14 protein-coding genes and 3 tRNA genes are annotated in these 15,597 nt (G+C 71.4%); 15 read left to right on the top strand and 2 right to left on the bottom strand.

Annotation, left to right across the window (positions count from 1 at the left end):
* Window positions 1-68 precede the first annotated feature (68 nt).
* The 11 genes from gnd to HS99_RS09920 all read left to right on the top strand — a co-directional run bounded on the left by gnd (window position 69) and on the right by HS99_RS09920 (window position 11,215).
* Window positions 69-944, top strand: a complete 876-nt coding sequence (gnd, locus tag HS99_RS09965; protein ID WP_030278247.1) for a phosphogluconate dehydrogenase (NAD(+)-dependent, decarboxylating) — start codon at window positions 69-71, stop codon at window positions 942-944.
* Window positions 945-984: 40 nt separating this feature from the next.
* The gene (recF, locus tag HS99_RS09960) at window positions 985-2,118 is read left to right on the top strand and encodes a DNA replication/repair protein RecF (RefSeq protein ID WP_030278246.1); all 1,134 of its coding nucleotides are present in this window, start codon (window positions 985-987) and stop codon (window positions 2,116-2,118) included.
* A 146-nt stretch (window positions 2,119-2,264) separates the two neighbouring features.
* Window positions 2,265-2,804 carry a DciA family protein gene (locus tag HS99_RS09955; RefSeq protein WP_030278245.1) on the top strand — a complete coding sequence of 180 codons (540 nt, stop codon included), beginning with the start codon at window positions 2,265-2,267 and terminating at the stop codon, window positions 2,802-2,804.
* Window positions 2,805-3,096: 292 nt separating this feature from the next.
* Window positions 3,097-5,091 (top strand): DNA topoisomerase (ATP-hydrolyzing) subunit B, encoded by a 1,995-nt coding sequence (gyrB, locus tag HS99_RS09950; protein ID WP_206267850.1) that lies wholly within the window; start codon window positions 3,097-3,099, stop codon window positions 5,089-5,091.
* Window positions 5,092-5,222: 131 nt separating this feature from the next.
* On the top strand, window positions 5,223-7,754 hold the full coding sequence (gyrA, locus tag HS99_RS09945) for a DNA gyrase subunit A (RefSeq protein ID WP_046385535.1): 2,532 nt from the start codon (window positions 5,223-5,225) through the stop codon (window positions 7,752-7,754).
* Between the two features lie 226 nt (window positions 7,755-7,980).
* Complete coding sequence (locus HS99_RS09940) at window positions 7,981-8,649, top strand: DUF3566 domain-containing protein (RefSeq protein ID WP_050366672.1); 669 nt, start codon at window positions 7,981-7,983, stop codon at window positions 8,647-8,649.
* A gap of 258 nt (window positions 8,650-8,907) precedes the next feature.
* Window positions 8,908-10,281 carry an SAM-dependent methyltransferase gene (locus HS99_RS09935; protein WP_030597565.1) on the top strand — a complete coding sequence of 458 codons (1,374 nt, stop codon included), beginning with the start codon at window positions 8,908-8,910 and terminating at the stop codon, window positions 10,279-10,281.
* A gap of 16 nt (window positions 10,282-10,297) precedes the next feature.
* A tRNA-Ile gene (locus HS99_RS09930) sits at window positions 10,298-10,374 on the top strand.
* Window positions 10,375-10,463: 89 nt separating this feature from the next.
* A tRNA-Ile gene (locus tag HS99_RS09925) sits at window positions 10,464-10,537 on the top strand.
* A 307-nt stretch (window positions 10,538-10,844) separates the two neighbouring features.
* On the top strand, window positions 10,845-10,973 hold the full coding sequence (locus tag HS99_RS45785) for a DLW-39 family protein (RefSeq protein WP_014137031.1): 129 nt from the start codon (window positions 10,845-10,847) through the stop codon (window positions 10,971-10,973).
* Between the two features lie 169 nt (window positions 10,974-11,142).
* Window positions 11,143-11,215, top strand: a tRNA-Ala gene (locus HS99_RS09920).
* An 87-nt stretch (window positions 11,216-11,302) separates the two neighbouring features.
* Here HS99_RS09920 and HS99_RS09915 read toward each other — a convergent pair.
* Entirely contained in the window at window positions 11,303-11,950 is a 648-nt protein-coding gene (locus tag HS99_RS09915; RefSeq protein ID WP_078656177.1) for a DUF5324 family protein, read from the bottom strand.
* Window positions 11,951-12,169: 219 nt separating this feature from the next.
* Between HS99_RS09915 and HS99_RS09910 the strand changes: the two genes are divergently transcribed.
* Entirely contained in the window at window positions 12,170-13,063 is an 894-nt protein-coding gene (locus tag HS99_RS09910) for a rhomboid family intramembrane serine protease (protein ID WP_030278239.1), read from the top strand.
* Window positions 13,064-13,436: 373 nt separating this feature from the next.
* On the opposite strand, the gene crgA is transcribed toward HS99_RS09910, so the two are convergent.
* Complete coding sequence (crgA, locus tag HS99_RS09905) at window positions 13,437-13,685, bottom strand: cell division protein CrgA (protein ID WP_030278238.1); 249 nt, start codon at window positions 13,683-13,685, stop codon at window positions 13,437-13,439.
* A 167-nt stretch (window positions 13,686-13,852) separates the two neighbouring features.
* Here crgA and HS99_RS09900 point away from each other — a divergent pair, with 167 nt between their 5' ends.
* The 3 genes from HS99_RS09900 to HS99_RS09890 all read left to right on the top strand — a co-directional run bounded on the left by HS99_RS09900 (window position 13,853) and on the right by HS99_RS09890 (window position 15,593).
* Window positions 13,853-14,608: a DUF881 domain-containing protein gene (locus HS99_RS09900; RefSeq protein WP_030278237.1), complete on the top strand. Its 756-nt coding sequence runs from the start codon at window positions 13,853-13,855 to the stop codon at window positions 14,606-14,608.
* Between the two features lie 87 nt (window positions 14,609-14,695).
* Window positions 14,696-14,875: a hypothetical protein gene (locus HS99_RS09895; RefSeq protein ID WP_030278236.1), complete on the top strand. Its 180-nt coding sequence runs from the start codon at window positions 14,696-14,698 to the stop codon at window positions 14,873-14,875.
* Window positions 14,876-14,930: 55 nt separating this feature from the next.
* On the top strand, window positions 14,931-15,593 hold the full coding sequence (locus tag HS99_RS09890) for an aminodeoxychorismate/anthranilate synthase component II (RefSeq protein WP_030278235.1): 663 nt from the start codon (window positions 14,931-14,933) through the stop codon (window positions 15,591-15,593).
* Window positions 15,594-15,597 lie beyond the last annotated feature (4 nt).

Raw genomic sequence — 15,597 nt, 5'->3', positions numbered from 1 at the left:
AAGCGTAGGCTCGGGGAGTGCGGCAACGGCGCCGCCGCCAGGCACGTCCCCACAGTAAGGATTTGGTCATGGAGCTCGGCCTCATCGGTCTCGGCAAGATGGGCGGCAACATGCGCGAGCGGATCCGCCGCGCCGGCCACACCGTCATCGGATACGACCGCAACCCGGAGATCTCCGACGTCGAGAGCCTGCAGGAGCTCGTCACCAAGCTCCAGGGCCCGCGCGTGGTCTGGGTGATGGTCCCTGCCGGTGCCGCGACCCAGGCGACCGTCGACGAGCTCGCCGAGCTGCTCTCCCCCGGCGACGTGGTGGTCGACGGCGGCAACTCCCGCTGGACCGACGACATCAAGCACGCCGAGGCGCTGGCGGCCAAGGGCATCGGCTTCGTCGACTGCGGCGTCTCGGGCGGCGTCTGGGGCCTGGAGAACGGCTACGCGCTGATGTACGGCGGCGACGCCGAGCACGTCGCCCGGGTCCAGCCGGTCTTCGACGCGCTCAAGCCCGAGGGCGACTTCGGCTCGGTGCACGCGGGCGCGGTGGGCGCCGGCCACTTCGCCAAGATGGTCCACAACGGCATCGAGTACGCGATGATGCAGGCCTTCGCCGAGGGCTGGGAGCTGCTGGAGGCCGCCCCCGAGGTCACCGACGTGCGCGAGGTCTTCCGCAGCTGGCAGGAGGGCACCGTCATCCGCTCCTGGCTGCTGGACCTCGCCGTCCGCGCCCTGGACGAGGACGAGCACCTGGCCAAGCTGCGCGGCTGGGCCGCCGACTCCGGCGAGGGCCGCTGGACCGTCGAGGCCGCGATCGACCACGCCGTGCCGCTGCCGGCGATCACCGCCTCGCTGTTCGCCCGCTTCGCCTCCCGCCAGGACGACTCGCCGCAGATGAAGATGATCGCCGCGCTGCGCAACCAGTTCGGCGGCCACGCGGTCGAGTCCAAGTAACCGAAGAGTTCTCCACAGAAGGCGAGCGCAGTCCACAGCCATGCACGTCGCGCACCTGTCGCTCGCCGACTTCCGGTCGTACGCCCGGGCCGAGGTTCCCCTCGACCCGGGCGTGACGGCCTTCGTCGGGCCCAACGGCCAGGGCAAGACCAACCTGGTCGAGGCGATCGGCTACGTCGCCACCCTGGGCAGCCACCGGGTCGCCACCGACGCCCCGCTGATCCGGCTGGGCGCCGAACGCGCGGTGATCCGCACCTCGGTGGTGGACCGCGGCCGCTCCACCCTGGTCGAGCTGGAGCTCACCCCGGGCAAGGCCAACCGGGCCCGGATCAACCGCTCCGACAACGTCCGCCCGCGCGACGTACTGGGCCTGCTGCGCACCGTGCTGTTCGCCCCCGAGGACCTCAGCCTGGTCAAGGGCGATCCGGGCGAGCGCCGGCGCTTCCTGGACGAGCTGCTGACCGCCCGCGCGCCCCGGCTGGCCGGGGTCCGGCAGGACTACGAGCGCGTGCTCAAGCAGCGCAACGCCCTGCTGAAGACCGCCGCGATGGCCCGCCGGGCCGGCGGCGGCAAGGGCGCCGACCTGTCCACCCTGGAGGTCTGGGACGGCCATCTGGCCCGCGCCGGAGCCGAGTTGACGGCCTTCCGGATCCAGCTGGTGGCCGCGCTGCAGCCGCTGGTGACGGCCGCGTACGGCCAACTGGCCCCGGGCGGCGGCGAGACCGCGCTGGAGTACCGCAGCTCCTTCGAGGGCGAGCTGCCGACCAGCCGCGAGCAGGCCGAGGAGCAGCTGCTGCAGGCGCTGCAGGCGGTCCGCAAGCAGGAGGTCGAGCGCGGGATCACCCTGGTCGGCCCGCACCGCGACGAGCTGGTGCTCAAGCTCGGCCCGCTGCCCGCCAAGGGCTACGCCAGCCACGGCGAGTCCTGGTCGTTCGCGCTCGCGCTGCGGCTGGCCTCGTACGAGCTGCTGCGTGCGGACGGCGGCGAGCCGGTGCTGATCCTGGACGACGTGTTCGCCGAGCTGGACGCCGCCCGCCGGGACCGGCTGGCCGAGCTGGTGGCCGACGGCGAGCAGGTGCTGGTGACCGCGGCGGTGGCCGAGGACGTGCCGAAGGCGCTGGCGGGCGCCCGGTTCGCGGTCTCCGACGGCGCCGTCCGCCGGATCGACGCCTGATCCCCGCCCGCCGACCCGCACTCGTACCGCATCCCTACCCGTACCGCAGCGCGGCACCCGCCGACGCCCGACGCCCCGGCGTTCGTGCGCTCCCGTAGGCTGGACGGCTCATCGGGTTGTCCACAGGCTGGGGAAAGGAGATCGCCGTGAGCGAGTCGGCGGAGACCTCCCCCGGCCCCGGCGCCGAGGGGCCCACCGGGGCCGACCTCGCCCGGTCCGCCCTGCGGGCCGCCCGCGCCCAGGCCCGCCAGCGCGGTGAGCAGGTCCAGCAGAAGCGCGAGGCGAAGCGGCACGGCCTGCGCAGCGGTGCCCGTTCGGACGGCCGGGACCCGGTCCCGCTGGGCGCGGCGCTGAACCGGCTGCTGACCGAACGCGGCTGGGAGTCCTCCGCCGCGGTCGGCGGGGTGATGGGCCGCTGGCCGCAGATCGTCGGCCCGGACATCTCCGCACACTGCCACCCCTCCTCCTACGACGAGGCGGCCGCGGTGCTCACCGTGCAGTGCGACTCCACCGCATGGGCCACCCAACTTCGGTGGCTGGCACGGCAGTTGGTGGCCCGCCTGAACCACGAGCTGGGCCACGGCACGGTCCGGACCATCAAGGTGCTCGGCCCGGCCGCGCCGGTCCGCGGCTACGGCCGGCTGCGCGCCCCGGGGAGCAAGGGCCCCGGCGACACCTGGGGCTGAGCCCCGCCGGCGCCCCTCGACCCCGGCCGGGATCGGACCACGATCTTCCGGAACCCCTGACGGCCCTTCCAGGCGCCTCCGGCCCCCGGGGCGAGTATCGGGACACGTGCAGAGGGGATTCAGGGCGGCGTATCTGCCTTCAAGGGCTGCCAAACGCCCATCTCTGTCAGTCGTACCGGTAGACTGAAAGCCAAACACTGTTGCTAGTGGCAACCGAGTCGAAACGCCGTGGTCGCACGCTCGCCCGCACGGGGTGGGATTGCGGCCCGCGCTGTGCCAGAGAGGGCGCTTCGTGGCCGATTCCGGCAACCCCAGCCAGACCCCAGACCAGACCACCGACCAGTCTTCCTACACCGGTAGCAACATCCAGGTGCTGGAAGGCCTCGACGCCGTCCGCAAGCGCCCCGGCATGTACATCGGTTCCACCGGTGAGCGCGGCCTGCACCACCTGGTGCAGGAGGTCGTGGACAACTCCGTCGACGAGGCGATGGCCGGGTACGCCGACACCATCGACGTCACGATCATGGCCGACGGCGCGATCCGCGTCGTCGACAACGGCCGCGGCATCCCGGTGGACATCGTCCCCGGCCAGGACAAGCCCGCCGTCGAGGTCGTGCTCACCGTCCTGCACGCGGGCGGCAAGTTCGGCGGTGGCGGCTACGCCGTCTCCGGCGGTCTGCACGGCGTCGGCGTCTCGGTCGTGAACGCGCTGTCCACCCGGCTCTCGGTGGAGATCCACAAGGACGGCAACGTCTGGACCCAGGACTACAAGATGGGCGCGCCGACCGCCGCCCTGGTCAAGGGCGCGGAGACCGACCGCACCGGCACCACGGTCACCTTCTGGGCCGACCCCGACATCTTCGAGACCACCGTCTACTCCTTCGAGACGCTCTCCCGGCGCTTCCAGGAGATGGCCTTCCTCAACAAGGGCCTGTCGATCTCGCTGACCGACGAGCGCCCCGAGCACGTGGACGAGGAGGGCAAGCCGCTCTCCGTCACGTACAAGTACGACGGCGGCATCGCCGACTTCGTCGCCCACCTCAACTCCCGCAAGGGCGAGGTCATCCACCCCTCGGTGATCGACTTCGAGGCGGAGGACAAGGACAAGGCGATCTCGGTGGAGGTCGCGATGCAGTGGAACTCCTCCTACACCGAGGGGGTTTACAGCTTCGCCAACACCATCCACACCCACGGCGGCGGTACCCACGAGGAGGGCTTCCGCGCCGCGCTGACCGGCCTGGTCAACCGCTACGCGCGGGACAAGAAGCTGCTCCGCGAGAAGGACGACAACCTCTCCGGCGAGGACATCCGCGAGGGCCTGACCGCGATCATCTCGGTCAAGCTCGGCGAGCCGCAGTTCGAGGGCCAGACCAAGGACAAGCTCGGCAACACCGAGGCGAAGACCTTCGTCCAGAAGGTCGTCCACGAGCAGCTCAACGACTGGCTGGACCGCAACCCCAACGAGGCCGCGGACATCATCCGCAAGTCCATCCAGGCCGCCACCGCGCGCGTCGCCGCCCGCAAGGCCCGCGACCTCACCCGTCGCAAGGGCCTGCTGGAGTCCGCCTCGCTGCCGGGCAAGCTCTCGGACTGCCAGTCCAAGGACCCGTCCGAGTGCGAGATCTTCATCGTCGAGGGTGACTCCGCCGGCGGCTCGGCCAAGCAGGGCCGCGACCCGCGCACCCAGGCCATCCTGCCGATCCGCGGCAAGATCCTGAACGTCGAGAAGGCCCGGATCGACAAGGTGCTGCAGAACACCGAGGTCCAGGCGCTGATCTCGGCCTTCGGCTGCGGCATCCAGGAGGACTACGACGACTCCAAGCTGCGGTACCACAAGATCGTCCTGATGGCCGACGCCGACGTCGACGGTCAGCACATCCGCACCCTGCTGCTGACCCTGCTGTTCCGCTTCATGCGGCCGCTGGTCGAGTCCGGGTACGTCTACCTCGCCATGCCGCCGCTGTACAAGATCAAGTGGGGCAAGGACGACTTCGAGTACGCCTACTCCGACCGCGAGCGCGACGCGCTGATCGCCGCAGGCGTGGAGGCCGGGCGCCGGCTGCCCAAGGATGACGCGATCCAGCGCTTCAAGGGTCTCGGCGAGATGAACGCCGAGGAGCTCCGCGTCACCACCATGGACGCCGAGCACCGGCTGCTGCTCCAGGTCACCCTGGAGGACGCCGCCCGCGCCGACGAGCTGTTCTCCGTGCTGATGGGCGAGGACGTCGAGGCCCGCCGCTCCTTCATCCAGCGCAACGCCAAGGACGTCCGCTTCCTGGACGTGTGACGCCTGCACCCCAGGCCCCGCACGTACCAGTCCGCGTGAAAGGAAACTGACCACCAGTGGTCGACGACAACCGTCCCGAAGGCGACCAGCCCGAGACCCCCGAGGCAGCCGAGGCCACCGCCCAGGCGACCATGCGGATCGAGCCGGTCGAGCTCGAGACCGAGATGCAGCGCTCGTACCTCGACTACGCGATGAGCGTGATCGTCAGCCGGGCGCTCCCCGAGGTCCGCGACGGCCTCAAGCCGGTGCACCGCCGCGTGCTCTACGCGATGTACGACGGCGGGTACCGGCCCGAGAAGGGCTACTACAAGTGCGCCCGCGTCGTCGGCGACGTGATGGGCAACTACCACCCGCACGGTGACACCTCGATCTACGACACCGTGGTCCGCCTCGCCCAGCCGTGGTCGATGCGGATGCCGCTGGTGGACGGCAACGGCAACTTCGGCTCCCCGGGCAACGACCCGGCCGCGGCCATGCGCTACACCGAGTGCAAGATGATGCCGCTGGCCATGGAGATGATGCGCGACATCGACGAGGAGACCGTCGACTTCGCGCCCAACTACGACGGCCGCTCGCAGGAGCCGACCGTCCTGCCCGCCCGCTTCCCCAACCTGCTGGTCAACGGTGCCACCGGCATCGCGGTCGGCATGGCCACCAACATCCCGCCGCACAACCTACGCGAGGTCGCCTCCGGCGCGCTCTGGTACCTGGAGAACCCGGAGGCCTCCGCCGAGGAGCTGCTGGAGGCCCTGATCGAGCGGATCAAGGGCCCCGACTTCCCCACCGGCGCGCTGATCGTCGGCCGCCGCGGGATCGACGACTACTACCGCACCGGCCGCGGCTCGGTCACCATGCGGGCCGTGGTCGAGGTCGAGGAGATCCAGGGCCGCCAGTGCCTGGTGATCACCGAGCTGCCGTACCAGGTCAACCCGGACAACCTCGCGCTGAAGATCGCCGACCTGGTCAAGGACGGCAAGATCGCCGGCATCGCCGACGTCCGCGACGAGTCCTCGTCCCGCACCGGCACCCGCCTGGTGGTCGTGCTCAAGCGCGACGCGGTCGCCAAGGTCGTGCTGAACAACCTGTACAAGCACACCGAGCTGCAGACCAACTTCGGCGCCAACATGCTGGCCCTGGTCGACGGCGTGCCGCGCACCCTGTCGCTCGACGCCTTCATCCGGCACTGGGTCAACCACCAGGTCGAGGTCATCGTCCGGCGCACCACCTTCCGGCTGCGCAAGGCCGAGGAGCGCGCCCACATCCTGCGCGCGCTGCTCAAGGCCCTGGACGTGATCGACGAGGTCATCGCGCTGATCCGGGCCTCGGCCAGCGCCGACGCCGCCCGCACCGGCCTGATGGGCCTGCTGGAGATCGACGAGCTCCAGGCCAACGCGATCCTGGAGATGCAGCTGCGCCGCCTGGCCGCCCTGGAGCGCCAGCGGATCACCGACGAGCACGACGAGCTGCAGCGCAAGATCGACGAGTACAACGCGATCCTCGCCTCGCCGGTCCGCCAGCGCGGGATCATCTCCGAGGAGCTCGCCGCGATCGTCGAGAAGTACGGCGACGACCGGCGCTCGACCCTCATCCCCTCGGACGGCGACCTCTCCATCGAGGACCTCATCGCCGAAGAGGACATCGTCGTCACGATCACCCGTGGCGGCTACGTCAAGCGGACCCGCTCCGACCTCTACCGCTCGCAGAAGCGCGGCGGCAAGGGCGTGCGCGGTGCCCAGCTCAAGCAGGACGACATCGTCGACCACTTCTTCGTGACGACGACCCACAACTGGATCCTGTTCTTCACCAACAAGGGCCGGGTCTACCGCGCCAAGGGCTACGAGCTGCCGGACGCCGGCCGCGACGCCCGCGGCCAGCACGTGGCCAACCTGCTGGCCTTCCAGCCGGAGGAGCACATCGCCCAGGTGATGGCCGTGCGCACCTACGAGGACAAGCCGTACCTGGTCCTCGCCACCCGGGCCGGCCTGGTGAAGAAGTCCCCGCTGAAGGACTACGACTCCCCGCGCTCCGGCGGCCTGATCGCGATCAACCTGCGCCAGGACGAGGAGGGCCGGGACGACGAGCTGATCGGCGCCGAGCTGGTCTCCGCCGAGGACGACCTGCTGCTGGTCTCCAAGAAGGCCCAGTCGATCCGCTTCACCGCGACCGACGACGCGCTGCGGTCCACCGGCCGCGCCACCTCCGGCGTCAAGGGGATGGCCTTCCGCGAGGACGACGAGCTGCTCTCGATGAACGTCGTCCGTCCGGGCACCTACGTCTTCACGGCCACGGACGGCGGGTACGCCAAGCGGACCGCCGTCGACGAGTACCGTGTCCAGGGACGCGGCGGCTACGGCACCAAGGCGGCGAAGATCGTCGAGGGCCGGGGCTCGCTGGTCGGCGCGCTCGTGGTCGACGACACCGACGAGATCATGGCGATCACCCTCTCGGGCGGGGTGATCCGCACGAGGGTTTCCGAGGTTCGTGAAACCGGACGTGACACCATGGGCGTCCAACTGATCAACCTCGGAAAGCGCGACGCGGTCGTGGGCATGGCCCGCAACGCGGAGGCCGAGGACGACGAGACGGCGGAGGACGAGGTCACCGAGTCCACCGAGACGGCCGAAGGTGCGGGGACGGCGGTCGGCGGCGACGCCGAGGACTGAACCGAACCGCGGACCGGTGCCGCCGCGTCCACAGGAGTGGGCGCGGCGGCACCGGACGCCGACCAGTACCGGGCAATCCCGCCGGGCGCTGGATGACGAGTGACGGACCAGGGCGGCGCCGCCCTGGTGGGAAGTGCGGGAGGACCAGGTGAGTGGAGCCACGGGTGCTGCGGGAGGACCCTCCGGCGGCCGTCCGGGCGCGCAGGGCGGGGGTACGTACGGCGGCGTGCCGGAACAGACCCCGACCGAGCACTCGGCCGCGTCCACCTCGCTGATGCCGCCGGTCGGCGGAGCCGGCCAGGGCGGCGGCGCCACCTACGGGGGCCAGACCCCGTCCGGCAGCCAGGGCGGCGGCCAGAGCGGCTTCTCGCAGCCGACCACCTACGCCAAGGGGCAGCCGACCCCGGCCCGGGGCACCCGGACCGGCGGCAACACCCCGCCCGGCGGCACCCCCGTCCCCGGGGCGGCGCGCCGCCCCTCCGGCGGGCCCGCGACCGTCGGGGGCGGCCTCGGCCGCACCCGCAAGGCCCGGCTGCGGGTCACCAAGGTCGACCCGTGGTCGGTGATGAAGGTCAGCTTCCTGCTGTCGCTGGCCGTCGGCATCATCGTCATCGTGGCCTCGGCCGTGCTGTGGATGACCCTGGACTCGCTCGGCGTCTTCGACTCGCTGACCAAGACGCTCAAGGACGTCACCGGCGGCGGTGCGGACAATGCCAGCAGCCAGCTCAACCTGATGGACTACATCGGCTTCGGCAAGGTCATGATGTTCACCACGCTGATCGCCGTGGTCGACGTCGTCCTGCTGACCGCGCTGTCCACGCTCTCGGCGTTCATCTACAACGCGGCGGCCGGCTTCACCGGCGGCGTCGAGCTGACCCTGGCCGAGGAGGACTGATCCCGGCCGGATCCTGACCCCGGGTCAGTTCGCCGCCCACGGGCGGAATGTACGGGCCCCGCAGGCTGTTGCAGCCTGCGGGGCCCGTCGGCATTTCGGGTGACAGCCGGCCCCCGCGGCGTGCCGCCCGGAAACGGGCCACCCGCCGTGGGATTAGCTGGACGCCGCCCGTTCCCACGCCTGGGAGTGCCGCAGGCCGCCCCGGTCGGTCGACCGGGTCAGGTGAGGTTCCGCAGGACGGCTGGACGGAGGCGCGCGGTGGCGAAGCTCGCAGGTCAACTGGTGGAGGCCCTGGACGGGCTGTTGGGCATCCCGGTCCCGTTGCGGGTGCAGGCGTGGGACGGCAGCGTCGCCGGGCCGCCCGGGGCGCCCACGGTGGTCCTGCGCAACCGCCGGGGGCTGCGCCGGCTGCTCTGGCAGCCGGACGAGCTGGGCCTGGCCCGGGCCTACGTCGCGGGGGACCTGGAGCTCGCCCCCGGCACCGACCTGTACGAGACGCTCTCCGCGGTCGCCCGCTTCGCCGAGCTGCCGGAGATCCGCACCATGGCCCTCGGGCCGCGCGACGTCCTCGGCGCCAAGGGCCGCCGGGTGCTCGCCGTCGCCCTGCGGGCCGGGGCGCTCGGCCCGGAGCCCACCCCGCCCCCGGAGGAGGTCCGCAAGGCCCGCGGGCGGCTGCACAGCCGCAGCCGGGACCGCGCGGCCATCAGCCACCACTACGACGTCGGGAACGACTTCTACGGCCTCGTGCTGGGCCCGTCCATGGTCTACTCGTGCGCCTACTGGACGCCCGAGGCGAAGAGCCTGGAGGCCGCCCAGGAGGCCAAGCTCGACCTGATCTGCCGGAAGCTCGGCCTGCGGCCCGGGATGCGGCTGCTGGACGTCGGCTGCGGCTGGGGCTCGCTGCTGCTGCACGCGGCCGAGCACTACGGCGTCACCGCGGTCGGGGTCTCGATCTCCAAGGAGCAGGTCGCGCTGGCCCGGGCACGGGTCGAGGAGGCCGGCCTGGCCGACCGGGTCGACGTCCGGCTCCAGGACTACCGGGAGATCGTCGACGGGCCCTTCGACGCGATCTCCAGCGTCGGCATGGCCGAGCACGTCGGTTCGGAGCAGTACCGGATCTACGCCGACGGGCTGTACCGGCTGCTGGCGCCCGGCGGCAGGCTGCTCAACCACCAGATCGCCCGCCGCCCCGACTACCCGGGTGAACCGCACCGCACCAGCCCCTTCATCGACCGCTACGTCTTCCCGGACGGCGAGCTCTCCCCGGTCGGTTCCACCGTGGCCCGGCTGGAGGAGGCGGGCTTCGAGGTCCGGGACGTCGAGGCGCTGCGCGAGCACTACGGGCTGACCCTGCGCGAGTGGGTGGCCAACCTGGAGGCGAACTGGACGGAGGCGGTCCGGCTGGTCGGCATCGGCCGTGCCCGGGTCTGGCGGCTGTACATGGCCGCCTCCGCGCTCGCCTTCGAGCAGAACCGGATCGGCATCAACCAGGTCCTCGCCGTGCGCAGCACCGAGGCGGGCGGGGCGGGCCTGCCGCCGACCCGCGAGGAGTGGCTGGTGCGCCCGGCCCCCGGGGCCACTGCCGCGACCCCGGCCGGAACGGATTTGGGGGATCGGCGGTCGGTCCGCTAATCTTTCAGTGCGGCAAGGGCCTATAGCTCAGACGGTTAGAGCGCTTCCCTGATAAGGAAGAGGCCACAGGTTCAAGTCCTGTTAGGCCCACCACCGCGAAGGGCCCGGAGTGATCCACTCCGGGCCCTTCGGCGTCGTTTTCGCAGATCGGGCGGCTTCCGGTACGCTCTGCTGTACAGCGAGGGCCTATAGCTCAGACGGTTAGAGCGCTTCCCTGATAAGGAAGAGGCCACAGGTTCAAGTCCTGTTAGGCCCACCGCCCCGAAGGGCCCGGAGTGATCCACTCCGGGCCCTTCGGCGTTCCCGGGCGAATTCCGGGTCCGCCGCGTGCGGACGATCCGGACGGAACGAGGTGCGCCGTCAATCCTCGGACCGGACCGCCGCGTTGACCGCGCCGGTGGCTGGTCACGATTGGGACACCGGTGTGTATCATCGGCCGCAAGGGCAGTCTGGCACCCGGCCGCCCGTTCGCGCTCGAAACACATCTGGACTCGTCGGCCCGGTCCTTCCGGCCGGAGCCCCGGCTCCTGAGTCCACCAACGCAAGAAGGACGAGGTCCCGCGGTGAAGAAGCTCCTCCTGGTCGCCCTGGTCGCCCTCGGCGGCTTCTTTGTCTACCGTCAGGTCCAGGCGGACCGCGCCGAGCAGGACCTGTGGACCGAGGCCACCGACCCGGTTCCGGCCGGTCGCTGAGTCCCGGGCGATCTGACGATCGACGAACTTCGGGGGCGCTGATCCGCGCCTCCCGGACCGGTCGGCCCGTTCACCCGAACGGACCGGCCGGTTCCCCCAGGGGGACGGCTCCCGGAATCGCGCCGGAACCCGGTACGCTAGTGCCCGTTGGCACGAGCCGTGCCGTCGAGGGGCATTAGCTCAGTTGGTAGAGCGCTGCCTTTGCAAGGCAGATGTCAGGAGTTCGAGTCTCCTATGCTCCACAACGCCCGGAGGGCGGCCGACCTGGAAGACAGGTCGGCCGCCCTCCGGCATTTCCGCGGCTGGGACCGCGGCGGCTGGGTCTGCGGCTAGGACTGCGGCCGGTCGTCCTCGGTGGGCTCCTCCGGGAGGAGGCCGTTCACCGGGGCGGTGGCGACGGGCGGTTCGACCAGCCACTCCGGGTTGCTGTGCCGGCGCCACCACTGCCAGGCGACGATGCCGCCGCCGATCGCCAGCACCCCGGCCAGCGCGAGGCCGGTGGTCCGCTTGCCGCAGCGCTGCCGGCGCTTGGCGTTCCGGGCGGCGAGTCGGCTGATCTCGGCCGAGCTGACGTTGCCATGGAGCGCGGTGAGCGCGGCGGCGCCGCGGGTCTGGGCCTCATGGGCGACCGGGGAGACCGCCTCGACGGCCTGGGAGACCCTGGGGCCGACCGTGGTGCGGGCCTGGTCGGCGGCGCGGCTCGCGGACAGGCGGGCCGCCAGCGCGGCTTCCTGGGCGCGGTGGAGGGCCTTCAGGACGTTCTGCTGGGCCTCGGGGGGCAGGCTGGCGAAGGCATGGCCGAACTGTGGGGCGAGGTGCCGGTCGTAGTGGACGCGGAGGTGGTGGGCAGCCTGGGTGGCCTTGGGCCCGAGGGCGTCCATGGCGGGCCCGAGGCGTTGCTTGGCGCCGTCCGCGAACTGTGCGGCGGTGTCCCGGGTCCGGGTGGCGGTCTCACGGGCCGAGTCCGAAAAGCTCACGAGTCTCTCCTCCTGGGTGGCGTCCTTTATGCACATATCCACCTGAATGCTGATCATGCATCCTGATTCGTCCTCCGGCACTTCGGAGTGGGCCGTCTGCGGGTCCCCGCGGAGGCCGGGCCCGGGAGGGGCGGGCACGGCTCGTTCCCGGGGTGTCGGGGCGGGGTGCCGCAGTAGGCTGGCGGCGCCGGTGGTGGGGTACGGAAGGGGAAACCGCTGATGCTCCCGGACGAGCCGCGACAGTCCACGGACCGTTCTCCCGAGGGCGGGCCGCCCGGCTGCTACCGGCACCCGCAGACGGCCACCGGAATCTCCTGCACCCGCTGCGAGCGGCCGATCTGCCCGCGGTGCATGGTGGGCGCCGCGGTGGGCTTCCAGTGCCCGGAGTGCGTGGGCGGGGGCCACGCCGGGACGCGGCGGGCGACCACCCGGTTCGGCGGGGCGCTGACCGTGGACGGCGGCGTGGTGACCCGGGCCCTGGTCGGGATCAACATCGTGGTCTGGGTGCTGGCCGCCTACGTCCTCAACCCCCGGCTGGGCGAGGTCTGGTCGCTGGCCAGTGCCGGCCGGGCGCACCCCGGCGGCCCGTACGGCGTCGCCGACGGCCCGGCCCAGTGGTACCGGCTGCTGACCGCCACCTTCCTGCACCTCCAGTGGTGGCACGTCGGGCTGAACATGCTGGTGCTGCTCTGGCTCGGCCCGCCGCTGGAGGAGGCGCTCGGCCGGCTGCGCTACCTGGCCCTCTACCTGCTCGCCGGACTGGGCGGCAGCACCTTCGCCTTCCTGGTGGCCGGCGACTGGATGAACTCGGTGGGGGCCTCCGGTGCGGTCTTCGGACTGATCGGCGCCACGATCGTGATGCAGCTGCGGAACCGGGGGCCACTGGCCCCCGCGGTGGCCTTCCTGGTCTTCAACCTGGTGGTCACCTTCTCCCGCCAGAACATCGACTGGCGGGCGCACATCGGCGGCCTGGTGGTCGGCGGACTGGTCGCCCTCGGTCTGATGTACGCCCCGCGCGAGCGGCGCGGCGCGGTCCAGGCGCTGACGGTGGTCGGAGCCGTGGCGGTGGAGGCGGCGATGCTGCTGAGCGGGATGGCCCTCTACGGGGCGTGACGCCCCAAGGCGTTTGTCCACAGCGGGTGCGGGGTTGTGCACAGCTCGTGTGCCCAGCCGGTTGTGGACTGCTGTTCTACGCGTGTCCTGCTGTGCGAATTCCGCGCTTGGGGGGAGTTGTGCACAGCTGTGGACGGACCGGCCGGGAAAAGTTATCCACAGGCTGTGGGGACTTTTCCCCAGTGTGGATAACCATGTGGATAAGCGTGACCGTCTGATCGTGGGACTGTCCGACGGCGGTCGGCCGGAAGCCTTCCCGACCGGTTCCCTCCGGCTCCCACCGGTTCCGGGCACGCCGAACCGCCGCTCCGGGTCCGGTCGGATCCGAAGCGGCGGGAAGGGCCCGAACCCGGGCCTCAGGACGCGCGGGGCGTCACTTCCACTGGGTGGAGACGCCGAACCCGGCCGCGATGAAGCCGAAGCCGACCAGGATGTTCCAGTTCCGCCAGCTCTCGACCGGGAAGCTGCCGCTGGTCACGTAGTAGGTGACGATCCACACCAGGCCGATCAGGAACAGTGCCAGCATCAGCGGCGCGACCCAACCGCGGCCCGAACTGATCTTCACCGCGGCCGTGGTCGGCGGGGTGTAGTCGGACTTCTTGCGGAGTCGAGACTTCGGCACGAGGAGCTCTCCTGTCGATGCGCTGTGAGACCGCGCAGAGGTGCAGCGGGTGAGACGCCGACGGTCGGTCGCGGAGAGCGCTCTGGGACCGCTCCCCGGCCTGCCACCGGCGTCCGTTAGCGTAGTGGCTCGGCGGGTCTCAAGGAGATAAGGGTACGGTGACTAATTTGTCGATTCCCCCCGGGAAGGCCGTCACCCGTCGGTCCGGCATCCGAATTGTCGGCCGTGCCCTGACCTGCGCCGTGTTCGCGCTCGCCGGTCTGCTCTTCTACATCAGCGCGCAGACCGCCCGCGGCACCGACCTGCGGACCGACAACTCGCTGCTGAGCCTCGGCGACGTGATCCGCCAGCGCAGCTCCCAGAACCAGCAGGCGCAGGCCCAGCTGGCCGACCTCCAGGCCCGGGCGCAGGAACTCACCGAGCAGCAGGGCCACGACCCCGCCGACGCGGCGCAGCTGGACGGCCTGCGGCGCGGCGCAGCCCTGGAGCCGGTGCAGGGCGGCGGACTGACCGTCACCCTCAACGACGCCCCGCCGAACGCCACCGCGCGCATCCCCGGGGTCCCCGAGCCGGGCGTCAACGACCTGGTCATCCACCAGCAGGACATCCAGGCGGTGGTCAACGCGCTGTGGCGGGGCGGTGCCGCGGGCGTGCAGGTGATGGACCAGCGGCTGGTCTCCACCAGCGCCGTCCGCTGCGTGGGCAACACCCTGCTGCTCCAGGGCCGGGTCTACTCCCCGCCCTACGTGATCAAGGCGGTGGGGAAGACGGACGCCCTGCGCTCGGCCGTCGAGGCGGACCCGACGATCCGCAACTACCTGCAGTACGTCCAGGCGTACGGCCTGGGCTGGAAGGTCCAGGAGAGCGGCGACCTGACGCTGCCCGGCTACTCCGGCACCACCGAACTGCGGTCGGCGGACTGACCGCGGCCGCGCCGGTGGCGGACCGGCCCCGCGGCCGTTGATCCCGGGTCTACTCTTGACCCCAGTCCGCTACCTAGAGGGAGCACCATGTACGGCTGGATCTGGCGTCATCTGCCGGGGAACACCCTGGTCCGGGCCGTCATCTCGCTGCTCCTGATCCTGGGGATCGTCTACCTCCTCTTCACCTACGTCTTCCCGTGGGCGGAACCGCTGCTCCCCTTCGGTGACGTCACAGTGGACGGTGGCGACGGCGCCTCGGCCGGCTGACCCGGCGGGCCCGGAACTTCCCCCCAGCACCGCATCCCACGGAGACCACGCGCGCATGACCACCCAGTCGACCCCGCCCCGCATCCTGGTCGTGGACAACTACGACAGCTTCGTCTTCAACCTGGTCCAGTACCTGTACCAGCTCGGTGCCACCTGCGAGGTGGTGCGCAACGACGAGGTGACCGTCGAGCACGCCGTCCGCCGCGCGGGGGAGGAGGGCTTCGACGGGGTGCTGCTCTCCCCCGGGCCCGGGGCGCCCGAGGAGGCCGGGGTCTGCATCGCGATGGTGCACCACTGCGCGGGGATCGGGCTGCCGGTGTTCGGCGTCTGCCTGGGCCTGCAGTCGATCGCGGTCGCCTACGGTGCGGTGGTCGGCCGGGCGCCGGAGCTGCTGCACGGCAAGACCTCGCCGGTCGAGCACGAGGACGGCGGGGTGTTCGAGGGCCTGCCCTCGCCGCTGACGGCGACCCGCTACCACTCGCTGGCCGTCGACCCGGCCACCGTGCCGGACGAGCTGGTGGTCACCGCCCGGACCGCCAGCGGTGTGGTCATGGGCCTTCGACACCGTGAACTGCCGGTCGAGGGCGTGCAGTTCCACCCCGAGTCGGTGCTGACCGAGGGCGGGCACCGGATGCTCGCCAACTGGCTGGCGGAGTGCGGCTTCCCGCAGGCCGTGGACCGGTCGGCCGGGCTCGCCCCGGTGATCGGCCGGGGCTGAGCGG

It is taken from the genome of Kitasatospora aureofaciens, from assembly GCF_001188955.3.
Lineage (GTDB): Bacteria > Actinomycetota > Actinomycetes > Streptomycetales > Streptomycetaceae > Kitasatospora > Kitasatospora aureofaciens.
This window is presented reverse-complemented; position numbering and strand designations above follow the sequence as displayed.

Coding starts and splice junctions, on each gene's coding strand:
- recF (WP_030278246.1), top strand. CDS start 985: ATGCACGTCGCGCACCTGTCGCTCGCCGACTTCCGGTCGTACGCCCGG.
- HS99_RS09895 (WP_030278236.1), top strand. CDS start 14,696: ATGTACGGCTGGATCTGGCGTCATCTGCCGGGGAACACCCTGGTCCGG.
- HS99_RS09910 (WP_030278239.1), top strand. CDS start 12,170: ATGCTCCCGGACGAGCCGCGACAGTCCACGGACCGTTCTCCCGAGGGC.
- HS99_RS09890 (WP_030278235.1), top strand. CDS start 14,931: ATGACCACCCAGTCGACCCCGCCCCGCATCCTGGTCGTGGACAACTAC.
- gnd (WP_030278247.1), top strand. CDS start 69: ATGGAGCTCGGCCTCATCGGTCTCGGCAAGATGGGCGGCAACATGCGC.
- gyrA (WP_046385535.1), top strand. CDS start 5,223: ATGCGGATCGAGCCGGTCGAGCTCGAGACCGAGATGCAGCGCTCGTAC.